General features: G+C 45.5%; 15 protein-coding genes. 1 reads left to right on the top strand and 14 read right to left on the bottom strand.

Going from position 1 to position 15,762, the window contains the following annotated elements; translation table 11 throughout:
- Nucleotides 1-330: 330 nt before the first annotated feature.
- The 11 genes from dnaE to LRM46_RS03695 form a co-directional block, all read right to left on the bottom strand.
- Nucleotides 331-4,071 (bottom strand): DNA polymerase III subunit alpha, encoded by a 3,741-nt coding sequence (gene dnaE / locus LRM46_RS03645; protein WP_243813044.1) that lies wholly within the window; start codon nucleotides 4,069-4,071, stop codon nucleotides 331-333.
- Between the two features lie 19 nt (nucleotides 4,072-4,090).
- Nucleotides 4,091-4,387: a DUF5665 domain-containing protein gene (locus LRM46_RS03650; RefSeq protein ID WP_243813045.1), complete on the bottom strand. Its 297-nt coding sequence runs from the start codon at nucleotides 4,385-4,387 to the stop codon at nucleotides 4,091-4,093.
- A complete protein-coding gene (locus LRM46_RS03655) occupies nucleotides 4,356-4,643 on the bottom strand; it encodes a hypothetical protein (RefSeq protein WP_243813046.1) in 288 nt (95 codons plus the stop codon). Before LRM46_RS03655 ends, LRM46_RS03650 begins: the two co-directional genes overlap by 32 nt.
- Nucleotides 4,644-4,658: 15 nt before the next feature.
- Nucleotides 4,659-5,552 carry a UTP--glucose-1-phosphate uridylyltransferase gene (locus LRM46_RS03660; RefSeq protein ID WP_243813047.1) on the bottom strand — a complete coding sequence of 298 codons (894 nt, stop codon included), beginning with the start codon at nucleotides 5,550-5,552 and terminating at the stop codon, nucleotides 4,659-4,661.
- Between the two features lie 35 nt (nucleotides 5,553-5,587).
- On the bottom strand, nucleotides 5,588-7,036 hold the full coding sequence (gene gatB, locus LRM46_RS03665) for an Asp-tRNA(Asn)/Glu-tRNA(Gln) amidotransferase subunit GatB (protein WP_243813048.1): 1,449 nt from the start codon (nucleotides 7,034-7,036) through the stop codon (nucleotides 5,588-5,590).
- A complete protein-coding gene (locus LRM46_RS03670; protein WP_146423190.1) occupies nucleotides 7,036-7,455 on the bottom strand; it encodes a hypothetical protein in 420 nt (139 codons plus the stop codon). Before LRM46_RS03670 ends, gatB begins: the two co-directional genes overlap by 1 nt.
- The gene (gene gatA / locus LRM46_RS03675; RefSeq protein WP_243813049.1) at nucleotides 7,455-8,825 is read right to left on the bottom strand and encodes an Asp-tRNA(Asn)/Glu-tRNA(Gln) amidotransferase subunit GatA; all 1,371 of its coding nucleotides are present in this window, start codon (nucleotides 8,823-8,825) and stop codon (nucleotides 7,455-7,457) included. Before gatA ends, LRM46_RS03670 begins: the two co-directional genes overlap by 1 nt.
- Complete coding sequence (gatC, locus tag LRM46_RS03680; RefSeq protein ID WP_243813050.1) at nucleotides 8,825-9,112, bottom strand: Asp-tRNA(Asn)/Glu-tRNA(Gln) amidotransferase subunit GatC; 288 nt, start codon at nucleotides 9,110-9,112, stop codon at nucleotides 8,825-8,827. Before gatC ends, gatA begins: the two co-directional genes overlap by 1 nt.
- 65 nt (nucleotides 9,113-9,177) lie before the next feature.
- Nucleotides 9,178-9,969, bottom strand: a complete 792-nt coding sequence (locus LRM46_RS03685; protein ID WP_243813051.1) for a hypothetical protein — start codon at nucleotides 9,967-9,969, stop codon at nucleotides 9,178-9,180.
- Between the two features lie 30 nt (nucleotides 9,970-9,999).
- Nucleotides 10,000-11,970, bottom strand: a complete 1,971-nt coding sequence (gene uvrB, locus LRM46_RS03690) for an excinuclease ABC subunit UvrB (protein WP_243813052.1) — start codon at nucleotides 11,968-11,970, stop codon at nucleotides 10,000-10,002.
- 27 nt (nucleotides 11,971-11,997) lie between these two features.
- On the bottom strand, nucleotides 11,998-12,597 hold the full coding sequence (locus LRM46_RS03695; protein ID WP_243813053.1) for a hypothetical protein: 600 nt from the start codon (nucleotides 12,595-12,597) through the stop codon (nucleotides 11,998-12,000).
- A gap of 120 nt (nucleotides 12,598-12,717) precedes the next feature.
- Here LRM46_RS03695 and LRM46_RS03700 point away from each other — a divergent pair, with 120 nt between their 5' ends.
- The gene (locus LRM46_RS03700) at nucleotides 12,718-13,389 is read left to right on the top strand and encodes an LOG family protein (RefSeq protein ID WP_243813054.1); all 672 of its coding nucleotides are present in this window, start codon (nucleotides 12,718-12,720) and stop codon (nucleotides 13,387-13,389) included.
- Here LRM46_RS03700 and LRM46_RS03705 read toward each other — a convergent pair whose 3' ends face one another.
- Genes LRM46_RS03705 through LRM46_RS03715 form a run of 3 tightly spaced genes read right to left on the bottom strand, consistent with a single transcriptional unit; the run spans nucleotide 13,390 to nucleotide 15,742 of the window.
- Nucleotides 13,390-13,869 (bottom strand): hypothetical protein, encoded by a 480-nt coding sequence (locus tag LRM46_RS03705; protein WP_129634631.1) that lies wholly within the window; start codon nucleotides 13,867-13,869, stop codon nucleotides 13,390-13,392.
- Nucleotides 13,869-14,831 carry a carbohydrate kinase family protein gene (locus tag LRM46_RS03710; RefSeq protein WP_243813055.1) on the bottom strand — a complete coding sequence of 321 codons (963 nt, stop codon included), beginning with the start codon at nucleotides 14,829-14,831 and terminating at the stop codon, nucleotides 13,869-13,871. Before LRM46_RS03710 ends, LRM46_RS03705 begins: the two co-directional genes overlap by 1 nt.
- The gene (locus LRM46_RS03715) at nucleotides 14,831-15,742 is read right to left on the bottom strand and encodes a class II fructose-bisphosphate aldolase (RefSeq protein WP_129631202.1); all 912 of its coding nucleotides are present in this window, start codon (nucleotides 15,740-15,742) and stop codon (nucleotides 14,831-14,833) included. Before LRM46_RS03715 ends, LRM46_RS03710 begins: the two co-directional genes overlap by 1 nt.
- Nucleotides 15,743-15,762: the final 20 nt, after the last annotated feature.

Below are 15,762 nucleotides of genomic sequence, written 5' to 3' on the forward strand. Positions count from 1 at the left end.
TAGCAATACTGGCAACCATGTACATCGCGTGGTACGCCTATGCATCACCTTCGGGCGTTAGTCTAAAGGCACATACGCTAGCCATCGCCTCAGCGGCATGGCTGTTACTTTTCTTCGCCTACTACATGGTGGAGGAATCGCCTCATCGCCCAACACACCACACGGCAGTGATATACATATATTGCTGTGTGATGGCTCTCACATACACAATCCTTTATCACAAGGGCTGTATTGAAGAGCACAAAAAACTGCGGGACAAGTCCCGCTGACAGATAGTTAGCCCGCCAGAGCAACCGGCTCCGGCCGAGGCCTCTGTCAGCGGGCTAACTATCACTTTATAACTACACACTCTTCACCCAGAGTGTTTTTTAATTGGCTTAATAAATTGTCATTAGCATCCACCTTAAACGGCAGACGCATGGCTGATTTTTCTTTCTCGCCCAGCACCAAAACCACGTCAGTCGTGCCGGCATTCTCACCACAAACAGACTTCATTTTCACTAACCGCGAATGGTCATTCGGATCTTTAATATACACAAATAACTTTGAAGCGGGAATTTCTGGCGCAACATTAACAGGCGTCGAATGAGCTTTTGACTGCGGTTTGGTGGCGTCATTCTTTACGGCAGACTTCGGAGAAACTCCATTTTTCTGATTACGATAAGCTTCACGGCGCTCTTTTTTTACGGCAGCGCTAATTTTTGGCGCATCCATTTTACGGCCAGTCGACTCATAGCCATTGATATCGTTATCCGTAATCGCAATAATATCATCGGCAATTAGTTTACTTTCATTGCCCAAATTTCCGTCACGATCTCGCGCTGAATTTTTACCAGAAACTCGAATCACCGCGTCCTGAACCAGCTTAGCGCCAACTTTCTCATACAGATTTGGAAAAACAATTATCTCACCCTCGCCGAACTTATCCTCAATTCCCACAAACGCCATTTTTGAACCGCTTTTTGTGACAATTGTACGAACCGTGCTAATAATTCCCCCGACCGTCATCATTCGACTGTCGTATTCAGGAACTAGTTGCGTCAATGGTTGAGTTTGCTCGCTCAAATACGTTTCATACCTATCAAGCGGATGCGCCGAGATATACAACCCCAACAATTCTCGCTCCCACATCAAGCGCTCTTTGTCGTCGTGTTTCACGGGAGCCTTCTGGAGATGAAGAGTCGATTGGACACTCGCTGCGTCATCGCCGCCCAGCATTCCAAACAAATTGGTCTGCCCGCTGGCGGCTTCTTTTTGGAGCTTGGACGCAAATGACGTAATAGAATCCAGGTTGAACAGCAAATCAGATCGATCGCCCATATCATCAAATGCACCAGACTTAATAAGCGACTCCCAGGCTTTTCTATTGAACTTGCTGGTTGAAACACGCTTGGCAAAATCTTCCACCGACAAGAACACACCCTCCTCGCGCGCTCGCAGAACTTCCTCGACCGCACCAACACCAACGCCCTTCACCGCCGACATTCCGAAGCGAATTTTATTCTCATTCGGCACCACTGCAAACTCAACGAATGACTCGTTTACATCAGGGCTCAACACGCTAATTCCCATGTGCTTACATTCGGTGATTTCAATTGCCAGACGATCAGTGTCATCATGGTCGCTAGTCATAAGCGCCGCCATAAATGCGTCAGGATAATGCGCCTTCAAATAAGCCGTCCAATAGGCGATCAAACCATAACAAGCGGCGTGCGACTTATTGAAACAATAGTTGGCGAACTCTTCCAGCTGAGTCCAGAAAGTTTCCGCAATTTCCTTAGTTGCGCCACCAACTTTAACCGCACCCTCGACAAATTCAGGTTTGACCTTTTTCATCAAGTCAATTTTCTTCTTACCAACAGCCTTACGCAATGTGTCAGCCTGACCACCAGTAAATCCACACCATTCCTTAGAAATCTGCATAAACTGCTCCTGATAGACCAAAATTCCGTAAGTATTTTTCAGCGAGTTTTTCATTCCAGAATGCAGATAAGTTATTTCTTCTTCGCCGTGTTTGCGCCTAATAAAACTGTCAATAAACTGCATTGGACCCGGACGATAAAGAGCCACCATAGCAATAATATCTTCAAACGTAGTCGGCTTCAGTCCACGCAAATATCGCTTCATTCCCGCCGATTCCAACTGGAATACGCCAGTCGTGTCGCCACGCTGAAACAGCTCGTAGGTCTTTTTGTCATCAAGTGGCAGCTCCGAAAGATTAATTTCTTTCTTGTAAGCCTTTCGGATAATCCTCATGGCGTTATTAATGATCGTAAGGTTCGAAAGTCCCAAGAAGTCCATCTTCAATAGTCCCAGTTCTTCAACCTCGCCCATCGGGAACTGAGTTGCCACCACGCCTTTTTGTGCCATTTCAAGCGGAATATAGTTAGCCAACGTATCTGGCGCAATCACCACGCCACAAGCATGAACGCCGTGGCTACGAATCGTCCCTTCCAGCTGAATTGCATAGTCCAAAACCTCCTTCGCAGTCGGATTATTTTCATATTCATTCCGAAGGTCGGCGTCTTCTTTAATACTCACAGACAGTGGGATATGACGCCCCTGGTTTGGCGGCGGAACTAACTTCGCCAAGCGGTCGCTCTCAGCGTACGGAACCTCCAAAACCCTGGCAACATCACGCACTGCCATACGACCAAACATCTTACCGAACGTTGCGATATTACTGACGTGATCCTCGCCATATTTTTTCGCACAATATTCAATCACTTCGTCGCGGCGCGTATCCTGAATATCGACGTCGATGTCGGGCATAGAAATACGATCAGGATTAAGAAATCGCTCAAATAGCAAACCATATTTTAGAGGATCAAGATCTGTAATGTTCAATGCGTACGCAACAATCGAGCCAGCCGCACTACCACGCCCTGGACCAAAAACAATTCCTTGAGATTTTCCCCAGTTGATAAAATCCTGGACGATCAAGAAATAACCTTCATAGCCCATATTTCCCATCACGCCAAGCTCCATCTCAGCGCGTTCACGAACCTCATCAGACAGCTTCGGAATAATCTCGTCAGGATCCAACTTTTCAGCCTCCTCCTTCGAAGCTCCATTGTAACGCTGCAACAAACCTTGATATGTCAATCTAAGCAGATACGAATGTTCGTTCTCGCCGTCTGGCAATGGATATTTTGGAATAAGAATTCGCCCAAGCTCAATCTCAACATCGCAGCGATCAGCTATTTTTTTCGTGTTGCGAATAACTTCAGGAAATTCCTCGCCCCAGTGATCGATAATATCGCGCGGATCCGTCAAGTGAAGTTCAAAATCCTTCAAGCTCATTCGCTTTTCATCACTAAGATACGAACCCGTCCCAACACAAAGCAGAATCTCGTGCGCGTCTTGATATTCGTGCGTCAAATAGTGACCATCACAAGTCACTACCATTTCAATATCAAGCTCTTTTGAAAGCTTGAGCAAGCCCTCGTTAATCTTCGCCTGCACATCCCAATGCGTGTTCGACTTCGGATGTCCGTGGTCCTGTAGTTCCAAATAATAACGATCGCCAAAAATCGACTTGTACCACTTGGCAATATCACGAGCGCGATCATAATCATCTTCTTTCAGCGCCACGCCGATTTCACCGCTTGCGCAACCACTCAGAACGATAAGCCCTTCGTTCAACTCCTCCAAAAGTTCATGGTCAATTCGCGGCTTATAATACATTCCCTCCAGATTGGCGCGCGTCGACAACTTCATCAGATTGTGAAAACCTGTGTTGTTCATCGCCAGCACGGTCAAGTGAAAACGCTGCTTATCCTTGCCCGGATCGCGGTCAAATCGCGAACGAGTCGCCACGTAAGTTTCAATTCCGATAATCGGCTTAATTCCCGCTTTTTTGGCAGTTTTGTAATAGTCCAAAATGCCGCTCATCGTGCCGTGATCAGTTACGGCGGCAGCCTCCATCCCGAGCTCCTTAACCTTATCGACCAAGTCATGAATCTTAGTCAATCCGTCCAGCACCGAATGGAAAGTGTGATTATGAAGATGCACGAAATCTGACGGCCTCAAAGCCGCCGACGATGATTGTTCGCTTTTCCCCTCAGTCATTAATAACAATTATAGCACGCTATTGACGACGTTGCATTGTCTCAATTAAGTGGTTGATAAAATCAGCCAACGGCGGAAAAATGTCGGCAAATTGCCCCAAAATCCAAATCAATATCGCGATCAATAATGTCGCACCCAAAGCACTTCCAAGGCCAAAGAAAATTCCGCGAACAAAATTCACCCAGTAAACCTGGTGGCGAGATTTATGAAAATCAAAGAACAAATCCTCCAAAATCGCCCGACGAGCATCGTTTTCGTTATCACGAACGACTTTTTTTGCTAGCTTATTTGACTGTTCTTTGGCTGACTTTTTCACTCTTTTTTACCTTCTTCTTTGAGAAAAATTTTGAGAAAAATCCGCTCTTTGAAGCGAAGCTCTTGGCTAGCTCCACGCCAATTGAAACCGTACTTACAATTCCGTTCAGACTAGCAATTCGCTGACTTATCGCCTCCACGTTCTGCTGAGTTTGGCGAATTTGACGCGTTAATTTGATGATGGAAATTGTCATAGCGATCATCATGATGACAAAAATCACCATCAAAATCACTAATATAATAAGCAATCCGTTCATGCTATTTATTATACATTATTTTAGACGATCCGCCAGATGGGCGCGCAATTTATCACCGAATTTAGGATCACGCAACCCAAAGTCAATCACCGTTTTTAGATATTCCAATTTGTCGCCAGTGTCATAATAAGTGCCGTTCGTAATCTCCACGCCGTAAAAATCAAATCCATCGTCAATCATTTGTTGCATAATTGGCTGAATCGTGAACTCGCCATTGCCGTCAAATTCTTCCTTGGCTTTGTCTAGATAGCCGAAAATTTCGCCTGGAAGCAAATAGCTACTAACGCTAGCCAAATCAGAAGGCGCGTTTTCCTTACCCGGCTTTTCAACGATATTCGTCATTTTTATAACGCCGTCTTTCACTCCTTGACCATTGATGACTCCATAACGATCAAACTCCGCGTCATCAGTGATTTTCTTACATGACAGAACCGCTCCATCTAGATTTTCTGATGCCTCGATCATCTGCTTGAAACGACTTGGACTAGCTGCAATAAAGTCATCCGCAAACGTGTAAATCACAGGCTCGTCATGATGAATCAAATGCGAAGCACAAGCCAAAGGCGTTGCGTTGCCGTACGGACCTTTCTGGCGAATATAAATAAAGTTCGCCATATCAGCCAAATTTTGCACCGCGTCAATGAACGGTTGCTTTTTAGGGCCGCCAGCGCGCAAATTAGCCAAAAGCTCTTCATTCGGCTCGTCAAAATGGTCCTCGATTGCTCGCTTATTCGCGCTACCGATAATGATAATGTCTTTAATGCCAGCTTCAACCAATTCCTCGACAACGTATTGAATAATCGGCTTATCAATCAGCGGCAACATTTCCTTTGGCATGGCTTTGGTTTGCGGCAAAAATCGCGTGCCAAAACCGGCAGCGGCGATGATAGCTTTAGTTGGTTTTCTCATATTTCAGCTCCTATTCCCTATTATTTTCAGCAATCCTAAAGTCTTTCGCGAATCAGTTTTTGCGCAAGGCTTGGGTTGGCTTGACCCTTAGACTTCTTCATGACTTGTCCAACCAAATAGCCGATAGCCTTATCTTTTCCAGCCTTGATATCTGCAATTGACGCCGCCGAAGCTGGATCATTCAGAACTTCGTCAACGATTGCAGCAATCGCCGATTCATCAGAAACCTGCAACAAATTCTTCTCTTCGGCAAGCTTACGCGGATTTTTTGCGCCAGCCAGAAGCTCATTGAATAACTCCTTCGCATTCGTGCTGGAAACTTCAGACTTCTCTGTCATTTCAGCCAATTCTATCAAATCGTCAACCGCCACGCGTATAGATTCATTGTCTGTTTGCGCGTCACTTTCGTCAGAAGCCGTCAATGCGCTCGCAAACCAATGTGCGACTCGCTTAGCGGAAGCCTCGCCCGACTTTTCCTGGACTTCCAATGTAATCTGGGCGTAATCCTGATTAGACAAAAGCGAATTGATAACAGATTTGTCCAAATTCAGCACACTCCATTTTTCCCTATATTCACCAGGAAGCATCGGCACCTTGGACTGAATTTCAGTAATCACCTCGTCAGTCAACACAACTGGCGGAATATCTGGATCTGGCATATAACGATAATCCTGCGCGTCCTCCTTTGACCTCTGAGAAATAGTTATCTGCTTGTCATCATTCCATCCTCTGGTTTCCTGAACAACTTCTTCGCCACGCTCCAAGATATCGACTTGACGCTTAAACTCGTACTCAGCAGCCCTTTCAACGCTGCGGAAGGAATTGAGATTCTTAATTTCTGCGCGCTTTCCAAGCTCCGTTGCACCCCTTTTTGCCACCGAAATATTAACGTCAAATCGCATATTTCCGTGATACAAATTACCGTAAGTCACGCCCGCGTAAACCATCAATTTATGAAGTTCCGAAACGTAAGCTTTGGCTTCCTCGGCCGAATGCATATCTGGCTCAGAAACAATCTCAATCAGCGGCGTGCCAGCGCGGTTAAGGTCGACCAACGAATAGCCGTCGTAGTGCGTCAATTTACCAGCATCCTCCTCCATATGAGCATGGTCAATTCGCACACGTTTCAAAGAACCATCTTCCAGCGGCGCATCGACATATCCAGCCAAAATAATCGGATTATACATCTGTGAAGTCTGATAGCCCTTTGGTAAATCTGGATAAAAATAATGCTTTCGATCAAATCGGCTAACGTGTGCAATCGGCGAATTCAAAGCTTTTCCAGCACGAACCGCCAACTCAACAGCGTGCTTATTCAAAACTGGCAACATCCCCGGCAAACCAAAATCAATCTGATGTGTCTTAGTATTCGGCTCAGCGTCACGAGCGTCATTATCGGCCGGGCTAAATAGCTTGGTTTTCGTCGCCAGCTGAACGTGACATTCGATACCAATTGTCATTTCATAATCGTCATATACACTCATTATAATGCTCCCAAATCTTTTAATGCCTGTTCAAAACTCGCCATAGCTCGACGAAAACTCTGCGCCGTTACCGTTACGCTGGTTTCGTGGGCAATTTGATTGCGCAATTTATGTGCCGCCCAAAGCCCATTTTCATCGCTCCAATATCCCTTGCGAGATTTCATACGCTCGCCCATCGTTTCGCCAGCCACGCCGCAGTCGCGCATAGCTTTGTCCAGCAACTTGTCCGCTTTCATTATCGCCATTTGCATACTTTCCGATTTTCTGGTTTCGACATTGCGCAGAATTTGCCGCCAAACCCTCTGATACATTTCCTTGTCAATTTGACCGCGACCACGAGAAGTCAATTGAATGAAAATCATCAGCAAGGCGCCGATAATCAACGCCGCGACAACTATCGCAACCATCAATCCATCCATCAAATCTTCTCCACTTCCGAAACTAGCTTCAGCAAGTTCTTATCCGACTTGTAATCGCCAATAAGCTGCACGCCAATTGGCAATCCTTCATCACTATTTCCAGCCGGCGCAGCAACTGCAGGAAGTCCAGCCAAACTTGCTGGCACAGTCATAATATCCGCCAAATACATTTTTATCGGATCGCTAGCATTCTCTCCAATCTTAAACGCAGGAGTCGGCGCAACCGGCATCAATAGCGCGTCATATTCGGTAAATAACTCCTTAAACTCGTCAATCAACAACGTCCTGGCTTTTTGAGCCTGCATATAGTAAGCGTCGAAAAATCCGCTTGACAATACGAAACTTCCTATCATAATTCGTCGCTTATTTTCAGTCATGAAACCTTCATTTCGACTGCGACCATAAAGTTCCGCCAAAGTTTTCACTTCCGCCGCTCGATGACCATATCGCACGCCGTCATATCGCGCCAAATTCGAGGACAATTCTGCCGGCACAATTATGTAATACATCGCCAGAGAATGTTGCATCATGCTCAAATCCACTTCTTCAATTTCGTAGCCAAGCTGCTTCAATTTCTCCGCATAATCAAGCGTTTTTTGGCGAACTTCCGCATCCACGTCATCGGTCATACACTGCTTGACTAGACCTATTTTTTTCTTTGCAAATTCTGGCTGATTATTCCAAAAATCAGGCAAAGTCGTCATATCTTTATCATCGTGACCAGCCATAATTTCCATCACCAAGTCCGCATCTTCAGCATTCGTAGCAAAACAGCCAATTGTGTCCGTGCTTGATGCCATCGCCACTACGCCATAACGACTAACCGCTCCATAAGTCGGCTTAATTCCAACCACTCCGTTAAAGCTGGCTGGCTGACGAATCGAACCGCCAGTATCCGTACCAAGCGCAAACGGAACCACGTCGAGCGCCGTAACTACCGCCGATCCACCAGATGATCCACCAGCAACTCGCGTTTCATCTGCAGCGTTCTTAGTTGGACCAAATGCCGAGTTTTCCGTCGAACCGCCGTGCGCAAAAGCATCCAAATTCGCCTTACCGATGCAGATCGCACCTTCCGCTTCCAATTTCTCAACAGCCGTCGCCTGTAGTGGCGCATTAAAGTTTTCTAGCATTTTTGAAGCGGCAGTCGTTGGCGCACCAAACGCCAAAAAATTGTCCTTCACAACAAATGGCACGCCCGCCAATCGTCCAGAAATCTCGCCAGTATCAACTTTTTCTGCTCGCTCCAGCGCACGCTCTTCCGTTAAGCTAAGCAGCGCATTATATTCCTCAATTTCACGCGCTCGTCGCAATGCTTCTTTTACGTTCTCAACCGCGCTCTTGCCGATAAAATCACTAATCTTACTCATTACAATACCTGCGGAACTTTCACTTGGTTATTCTGTTTTTCTGGCGCCAAATCGAGCAACTTTTCAACGGGAATTCCCGCCTGAACTTCATCTTCGCGCCAAACATTGCTCAGTCCCGTAACTTGATAAGTCGGCTCAACACCCGACACGTCAAGCCCGCCCAACTGCTCAATATAGCCAATTATATTTTCCAAATCTTGGCGCAGTCCGTCGGTTTCGTCATCAGTCAATGCCAGACTACTCAAACTCGCCAAGTGCTGAATATCGCTGGTAGAAATAGTTATCATATCAATATTATACCACTAAAAAAAGCCGCCCATCAAAGTGAGCGACTTTATTTTTCCAAGTTTTATTACATTGAGTAATCTTGGTAGTTCTTATAGCGACTGTGGTCTGATGGAATAGTCTTTACTGAGCTACCTGTGTCGTGCGCCTTAACAGCGATTGTGATAGCGCCAGTCAATAGTACGACAGAAGAAGCCACAATTAGCATCAAAGACAAAGCCTTTGACATGTTGCGTCCCTTGACAATTTGGCAAATGAAGTAAGCGCTAGTAGCAACAATTGCAAGAGCTAATGCGTATGGCAAGAATTCACCCAAGTACAAGCTCTTATAGAATTCGCCGCCGTCACCAACGCCAATAAATAGCAATGAGTTGATCAAAATACTCACCAATCGAGCAACCAAGTCAACGGCTGGAATGATCAAAGCAGCCAAACCGCCGTAAGTTACCAATTTGTAAGCTGTTCGCTTTGTGTAGCCTTCACGCTCTGGAACAGCTTTTGATACGCGTGAGAATAGAACTAGTGACAATACAGCCAAAAGCACAGCAAACACTGACGCTGCAATAATTCCTGTTCCCTGAGTTATCATCGATGGGGCGAAAAATCCGCCAACACTTCTTAATAACATTGATGTTGAATTTGTCCATAGACCAAACACCTTAGTTATAATGTCAATCAGCAACATGATTGAAATAATCGCCGAACCCATTGCCAAAGCGTATTCCAAAGTTAGCATCTTCGCCTTGCCCTTATTTGGGTCTTCGTATGCATATTGTGGATATGCTTGATAAGCATTTGGTTGCATCGGCATTTCTGGTTGCGCGACGTTTGTTGGCTGTGGTTGTTCTTTTGTTGCCATAATCCCTCCTAATCTAATAGTATTTTCATTCTACATCGTATGACGAATTTCTGCAATTAAGTCACGCAGCTCCGCCGCTTTTTCAAATTCCAAATTAGCGCTATGCAGTTCCATTTGCGCCGTCAAATCTTTAATCAAAGCCGGATATTCGTCTTTTGGAATTTTCTTCAGGTTGAGCTTTGGCTTTTTATCAGATTCTTTTTGCGGAATAATCGAGCGCAAACCATCGTCGATTTTCTTCTGAATAGTTTGCGGCGTAATATTATGCTCTTCGTTATATTTCTGCTGGATCGCTCGACGCCGATTCGTTTCGTCAATTGCTCGACGCATACTGTCCGTAACATTGTCACCATACATAATAACTCGCCCATCAACGTGCCGCGCCGCCCGTCCAATCGTCTGAATCAAAGCCTGCTCACTGCGCAAGAAACCTTCCTTGTCGGCGTCCATAATTGCCACCAAACTGACTTCTGGAAGATCCAGACCTTCGCGCAATAGATTAATCCCAACCAGCACATCATACGTCCCAAGTCGCAAATCTTTCAGAATATCGCCACGCTCCAGCGTATCAATTTCGCTATGCAAATACGCCGTCCTCACGCCGTTTTCCGTCAAATAAGCACTCAAATCCTCCGCCATTCGCTTGGTTAGTGTCGTCACCAACACGCGATGACCTTTCACAATCGTCTGGCGAATTTCCTCCATCAAATCATCAACCTGCCCGTCGGTCGGTCGAACTTCAATCGGCGGATCAAGCAACCCAGTCGGTCGAATAAGCTGTTCAGCTGGCTTTGGCGAGTGAGAAAGTTCATAATCTCCCGGTGTGGCGGAAACATAAATTGCCTGATGAATATGCTGATTGAACTCGTCAAATCGAAGTGGGCGATTATCCAGCGCGCTCGGAAGACGAAAACCATGCTCAACCAAAACCTCCTTACGGGCGCGATCACCGTTGTACATTCCCCGAACTTGCGGCAATGTCATATGCGATTCGTCAACCAAAAGCAGCCAATCGTCTGGAAAATAATCAATCAAAGTCGCAGGCTGCTCGCCAGGTTCTCGGTCGGTCAAATAGCGCGAATAATTCTCAATCCCCTTCACGAAACCAGTTTCCTTCAGCATCTCCAAATCATATTTGGTACGCTGGCTCAGCCTTTGCGCCTCTAAAAACTTGCCATTATCTTCAAACCATTTCAGCCGTTGATTAAATTCATTCTCAATCCCAACAATCGCTTTTTCAATTCGCTCACGTGGCGTCGAATAGTGGCTGGATGGGAAAATTGTCAATTGGTCTGGCCGATCCAAAATCTCGCCAGTCAAAGGGTCGATCTTCGTCAGCCGCTCAATTTCATCGCCAAAGAATTCCACGCGAACCGCAGTGTCTTGACCTGCCGGAAAAATATCCACGACATCGCCGCGCACCCGAAAAGTTCCGCGCGCAAAATCGATGTCGTTGCGCTTATACTGAATGTCGGTCAATAAGCGGATAAACTTGTCCTGAACTCGACGTTCACCAACGGTCAATTTAATAGCCATATCGGCGTAAGTTTCTGGCGAACCAATGCCGTAAATACAGCTTACACTCGCTACGATAATCACGTCGCGGCGCGTCAATAACGCGGAAGTTGCCGCATGCCTAAGCCGGTCAATCTCGTCATTGATTTTCGAATCTTTCTCAATGTAAGTGTCGCTCGAAGCAATGTACGCTTCTGGCTGATAATAATCAAAATAGCTAACAAAATAATGGACTTCATTGTCCGGAAAAAATTCCTTAAACTCAGAAAAAAGTTGCGCCGCCAAAGTCTTATTGTGAGCCAAAACCAACGTCGGCACATTGCGCTTAGCGATAATATTCGCCATCGTAAATGTCTTCCCTGAACCAGTCACGCCCAACAAAGTTTGCTCGCGCTGACCTTTTTCCAAACCATCGACTAACTGAGCAATTGCTCGCGGCTGATCGCCAGTGGGCTGATATGAAGAAGAGAGGCGAAATTTATTCACCTCTCTATTTTACTATATTTACGAAGACTAGTCTTGATTATAAGTTTGAGACGAGCCAGAAACTTCACATTTGCCGTCAACCAAGCGACTCGGAACCGACGCAGACTTCAAGTCTGAACATGACATACCGCCTTGCTGTGTGCCCGCGACAATTGCAATTTCGTCAGTGCCGTTCTTTGGACCGATGATGGTATAAGCGTTCGTCAAGCCATATACTGCCGCATATTTTCCGTATGCACGGTCAATGATTGGCTCATACGTAGAACCTTCACGCTCTGGAATTGGCTGACCAACTTTAGACTTCAAAAACTTCTTCAAAGAGCTATCAATATCCAATTTATCAACATCACTTGCTGAAGTTAAACGAATGCCCGTACCGTCGCCTTTGGTTCGGAAATCTTTATACTCTTTCTTTGCCTCATTTGACGGCTCCTCGCCTTCACCGCGAGTTTTTTCCAGTGAATCAGATGAATCCTTCTTTGTCTGGCTACTTTTTACCGAAGCGCTAGAATCCTTATCTTTATACACAGCACCAGCAATTATCCAAGTAGCCATAGCAACAATGATTATACCCATAACAATCACTGCCGCGATCAGCCATTTATTAGCCGTTGATTTATTTTCCATAAAACCTCCATTTAGATTGTGCTTTGATTGTATATGATGGATTATTTGCCGTCAACGTATTGTAACCATAGGCATTTTATGATATAGTAATAAAGTTAAAATCATAAAATAAAAAGGATAATGATGACACCGAAAAATGTTTGTATTCCGCGCGAATTGCAACTTCAGGCTGCGATGTTCAGATTAGGAAAAGTCGATGACGAAATTCATGCCGGCTATGAAATTCTCCAAAAATATCATAAAACCGTGACTTTTTTTGGATCAGCCAGGATAACTGAAGATAACGAATATTATCAAAAAGCCAAAGATTTAGCGTTTCAATTAGCTAAAGAAGGCTACACAATTATTACTGGCGGCGGCGGCGGAATTATGGAAGCAGCAAACCGCGGCGCCATGGAAGCTGGCGGAAAATCAGTCGGATTCAACATTCGCTTGCCGCACGAGCAATCCTTAAACAGCTACACAACAGACTCGTTCGCATTCACTCACTTCGCGCCACGCAAAATCGTTATGACTCTTCTGGCCGACGCGTACGTTTGTTTCCCTGGCGGATTTGGCACAATGGATGAAATTTGTGAGATTATCACATTGACACAAACTAAGAAAATGGCGCCAGTGCCAATTGTTCTGTTTGATAAAAAATTCTGGGGCAAATGGGATGATTTTGTTTGCGAAAATATGCTTCCAAATAAGCTAATTTCTGACGGCGATGAAAAAATCTACACAATCACTGAAGACATTACGGAAGTAGTTGAACTAATTAAAAATCAGCGAACTTGTTGCGACCGATAGCTATTTCTTAGGCTTCGGCTCAATCCAACAAATTCCACCCTGACAAACCACTCGCTCTACGGCTGGATTGTACGTGCGCGGGTGGTTTTTATATCGACGCGTAATCTCAAACCCCAGACCTCGTTTGCCATACGTTGTTTGCTGCTTTCCCAGAGGTAACTGGCAGTGATAATTATTTATAATGTCAATTGGATTAAACGAAATCACTTGCCCATCAACGTCCAAAAGCACCCACTCGGAAGCCTTGAATGGCGCCCATTTGTCCACTTTCGGCGCGATAGCCATTAGTGATTGATAGATTTCTTCTGCCGTAGCATTTGACGGATCCAGACCTAGAGATCGAATAATCGAGTGCGCCCTAGCCAATATTTCCGCAATCAATCGCACATCGCTATCATCCCTAGTCATCTGCCTGAGCTCGGTTAATGCTCGACGTTTTTTCGCGTCACCGCCCAACAATTTTCCCAAATTTTGCGCCATTATAATTCCCTTTCTTGAATTGGCATAGCGTGAAGCACTGTGCCAGCATATAAAATTCCAGCCTTTGCTCCAATTTTCATAACCACCGAACTAGCATTCGCACTGCCCATAATCACAGAGTTTTTCAAATTGCCGCTTCGTGCCCACTCACTCAAAAATCCCGACGCAAACGCATCTCCAGCGCCAGTTCTGTCAATTGACGGTCTATCGTCGTACATCAGCGCTCGCACGATAGTTTTTCCGTCGCTTGAAATTGATCCATTTACGCCGTCCGTCACCAAAACGACCGGAACTAATCTCAAACCTCTTCTAACCAAGGCCTCCAAATCCTCGCCAGACACCAATTGCTGCATCTCTTCTTTGTTCAAAGTTAAAACATCAACATCAGACAATAATCCCAGCAATTTATCTTTTTGCGCCAGCTCTTTCTTTCCAGGATTAAAACAAATTTTCATATCGCGACGCTTGGCTTGCTGGAATAATTTATGAAGCATCGGCATATTTCCCGCCAAAGTTGAAACGTATAGCCAATCCGCGTCCTCTTCAGACAAATCAAAATCCGCCTCATGATAATGCGTTGAAGCACCACGGTATGTTAAAATCGTTCGCTCGCCATTTGAGGCTAATAATAAAACTGAATATCCCGTGCTATATTTTGGCGAATACCTCACCAAATGCGTGTCAATATTTTCCTTGTCCAAATCCGCAATTACCGCTTGCCCCGCTGGATCATGACCGATTGCGCCCATAAAACTAGCGTAATGCCCTTGCCTGGAAAACGTTACCGCGGCGTTTGTGGCGCCACCGCCAGTCGAAAAATGAATCTGGTTTACGTCGGCTTTCGCTCCCAAATCAAGTCGCGCAAAACAATGCTCTGGACTTTCACAAACTGGCGTCAGTGCGTCTGATTGGCTTAAAAACACATCTTGAATCGCCGCACCAACGGTGATAATTTTTGCCATTAAACCACCGCCTTTCGCACGGAATTAAACGCCTTAATCTTCGACTCCACCACTTCCTGTACGGCGGCATAAACTGGCGGCATTAATTTAACGATAGCATACTCATTTGGATTTTCTCGCAAGGTTTTCTCCAAAGTCGTTCGGAAAGCGTAACGCATATCAGAATTGATATTGATTTTAGAAACGCCAATTTTCGCAGCGTCCTCAAAATAATGCAGTGGAGTTCCAGACCCACCGTGTAACGAAATCTGACAATGAATCGCCTCACGAATGTCAGCCAACAAATCCAAATCCAACACTTTCGGAACTGGATATTTGCCGTGCAAATTGCCAATCGCCGCCGCAAAAGTGTCAATTCCAGTCGCCTCGACAAACGCACGCGCACCCTCTGGCGTAGAGAAAGTCTTTTTTATTTCCTCATAATTTATATCTTCCGTATGAACATTTGAACTTCCGCCAAAATAATGCGGCTCAGATTCCACTAGCGCGCCAGTAAACTTGGCGTATTCAACAACTTCACGAGTTTTGGCAATAATCTCCTCATCAGAAGCGTTATGATTTGCCTGAGAAATGTCAATATGGATAAACTCATATCCAGCGTCAATCGCTCGCTTACAACCCTCAACCGTCGGACCGTGGTCCAAATTCAAATACATTTCAATTCCGTACTCAGCCTTATAATTATCCACCAAATCGCGAACATTCTCTAGACCCATAGCCTTCACTTCGGCGTCAGAAACCTCAACCAATACTGGCGATTGGAGCTTTTGTGCCGCCCGCGCCACTGCAATCAACGTCTCTTGATTGTCAATATTAAATGCCCCAACTGCAAAACGCTGCGCCCGTGTCCGCTGCATTAAATGACGCGCCCGCGTCGTGTTTTTCCGAATCTCTGAAATCGATAATCCCATACTGCCCCCTAAAATACTTA

This window comes from Candidatus Nanosynbacter sp. HMT-352, from assembly GCF_022819345.1.
Taxonomy (GTDB): Bacteria; Patescibacteriota; Saccharimonadia; order Saccharimonadales; family Saccharimonadaceae; genus Nanosynbacter.

Excerpts from the sequence above, each read along its gene's own strand:
- dnaE (WP_243813044.1), bottom strand. The coding sequence starts at position 4,071 with ATGACTGAGGGGAAAAGCGAACAATCATCGTCGGCGGCTTTGAGGCCG.
- LRM46_RS03655 (WP_243813046.1), bottom strand. The coding sequence starts at position 4,643 with ATGAACGGATTGCTTATTATATTAGTGATTTTGATGGTGATTTTTGTC.
- LRM46_RS03660 (WP_243813047.1), bottom strand. The coding sequence starts at position 5,552 with ATGAGAAAACCAACTAAAGCTATCATCGCCGCTGCCGGTTTTGGCACG.
- gatB (WP_243813048.1), bottom strand. The coding sequence starts at position 7,036 with ATGAGTGTATATGACGATTATGAAATGACAATTGGTATCGAATGTCAC.
- LRM46_RS03670 (WP_146423190.1), bottom strand. The coding sequence starts at position 7,455 with ATGGATGGATTGATGGTTGCGATAGTTGTCGCGGCGTTGATTATCGGC.
- gatA (WP_243813049.1), bottom strand. The coding sequence starts at position 8,825 with ATGAGTAAGATTAGTGATTTTATCGGCAAGAGCGCGGTTGAGAACGTA.
- gatC (WP_243813050.1), bottom strand. The coding sequence starts at position 9,112 with ATGATAACTATTTCTACCAGCGATATTCAGCACTTGGCGAGTTTGAGT.
- LRM46_RS03685 (WP_243813051.1), bottom strand. The coding sequence starts at position 9,969 with ATGGCAACAAAAGAACAACCACAGCCAACAAACGTCGCGCAACCAGAA.
- LRM46_RS03695 (WP_243813053.1), bottom strand. The coding sequence starts at position 12,597 with ATGGAAAATAAATCAACGGCTAATAAATGGCTGATCGCGGCAGTGATT.
- LRM46_RS03700 (WP_243813054.1), top strand. The coding sequence starts at position 12,718 with ATGATGACACCGAAAAATGTTTGTATTCCGCGCGAATTGCAACTTCAG.
- LRM46_RS03705 (WP_129634631.1), bottom strand. The coding sequence starts at position 13,869 with ATGGCGCAAAATTTGGGAAAATTGTTGGGCGGTGACGCGAAAAAACGT.
- LRM46_RS03710 (WP_243813055.1), bottom strand. The coding sequence starts at position 14,831 with ATGGCAAAAATTATCACCGTTGGTGCGGCGATTCAAGATGTGTTTTTA.
- LRM46_RS03715 (WP_129631202.1), bottom strand. The coding sequence starts at position 15,742 with ATGGGATTATCGATTTCAGAGATTCGGAAAAACACGACGCGGGCGCGT.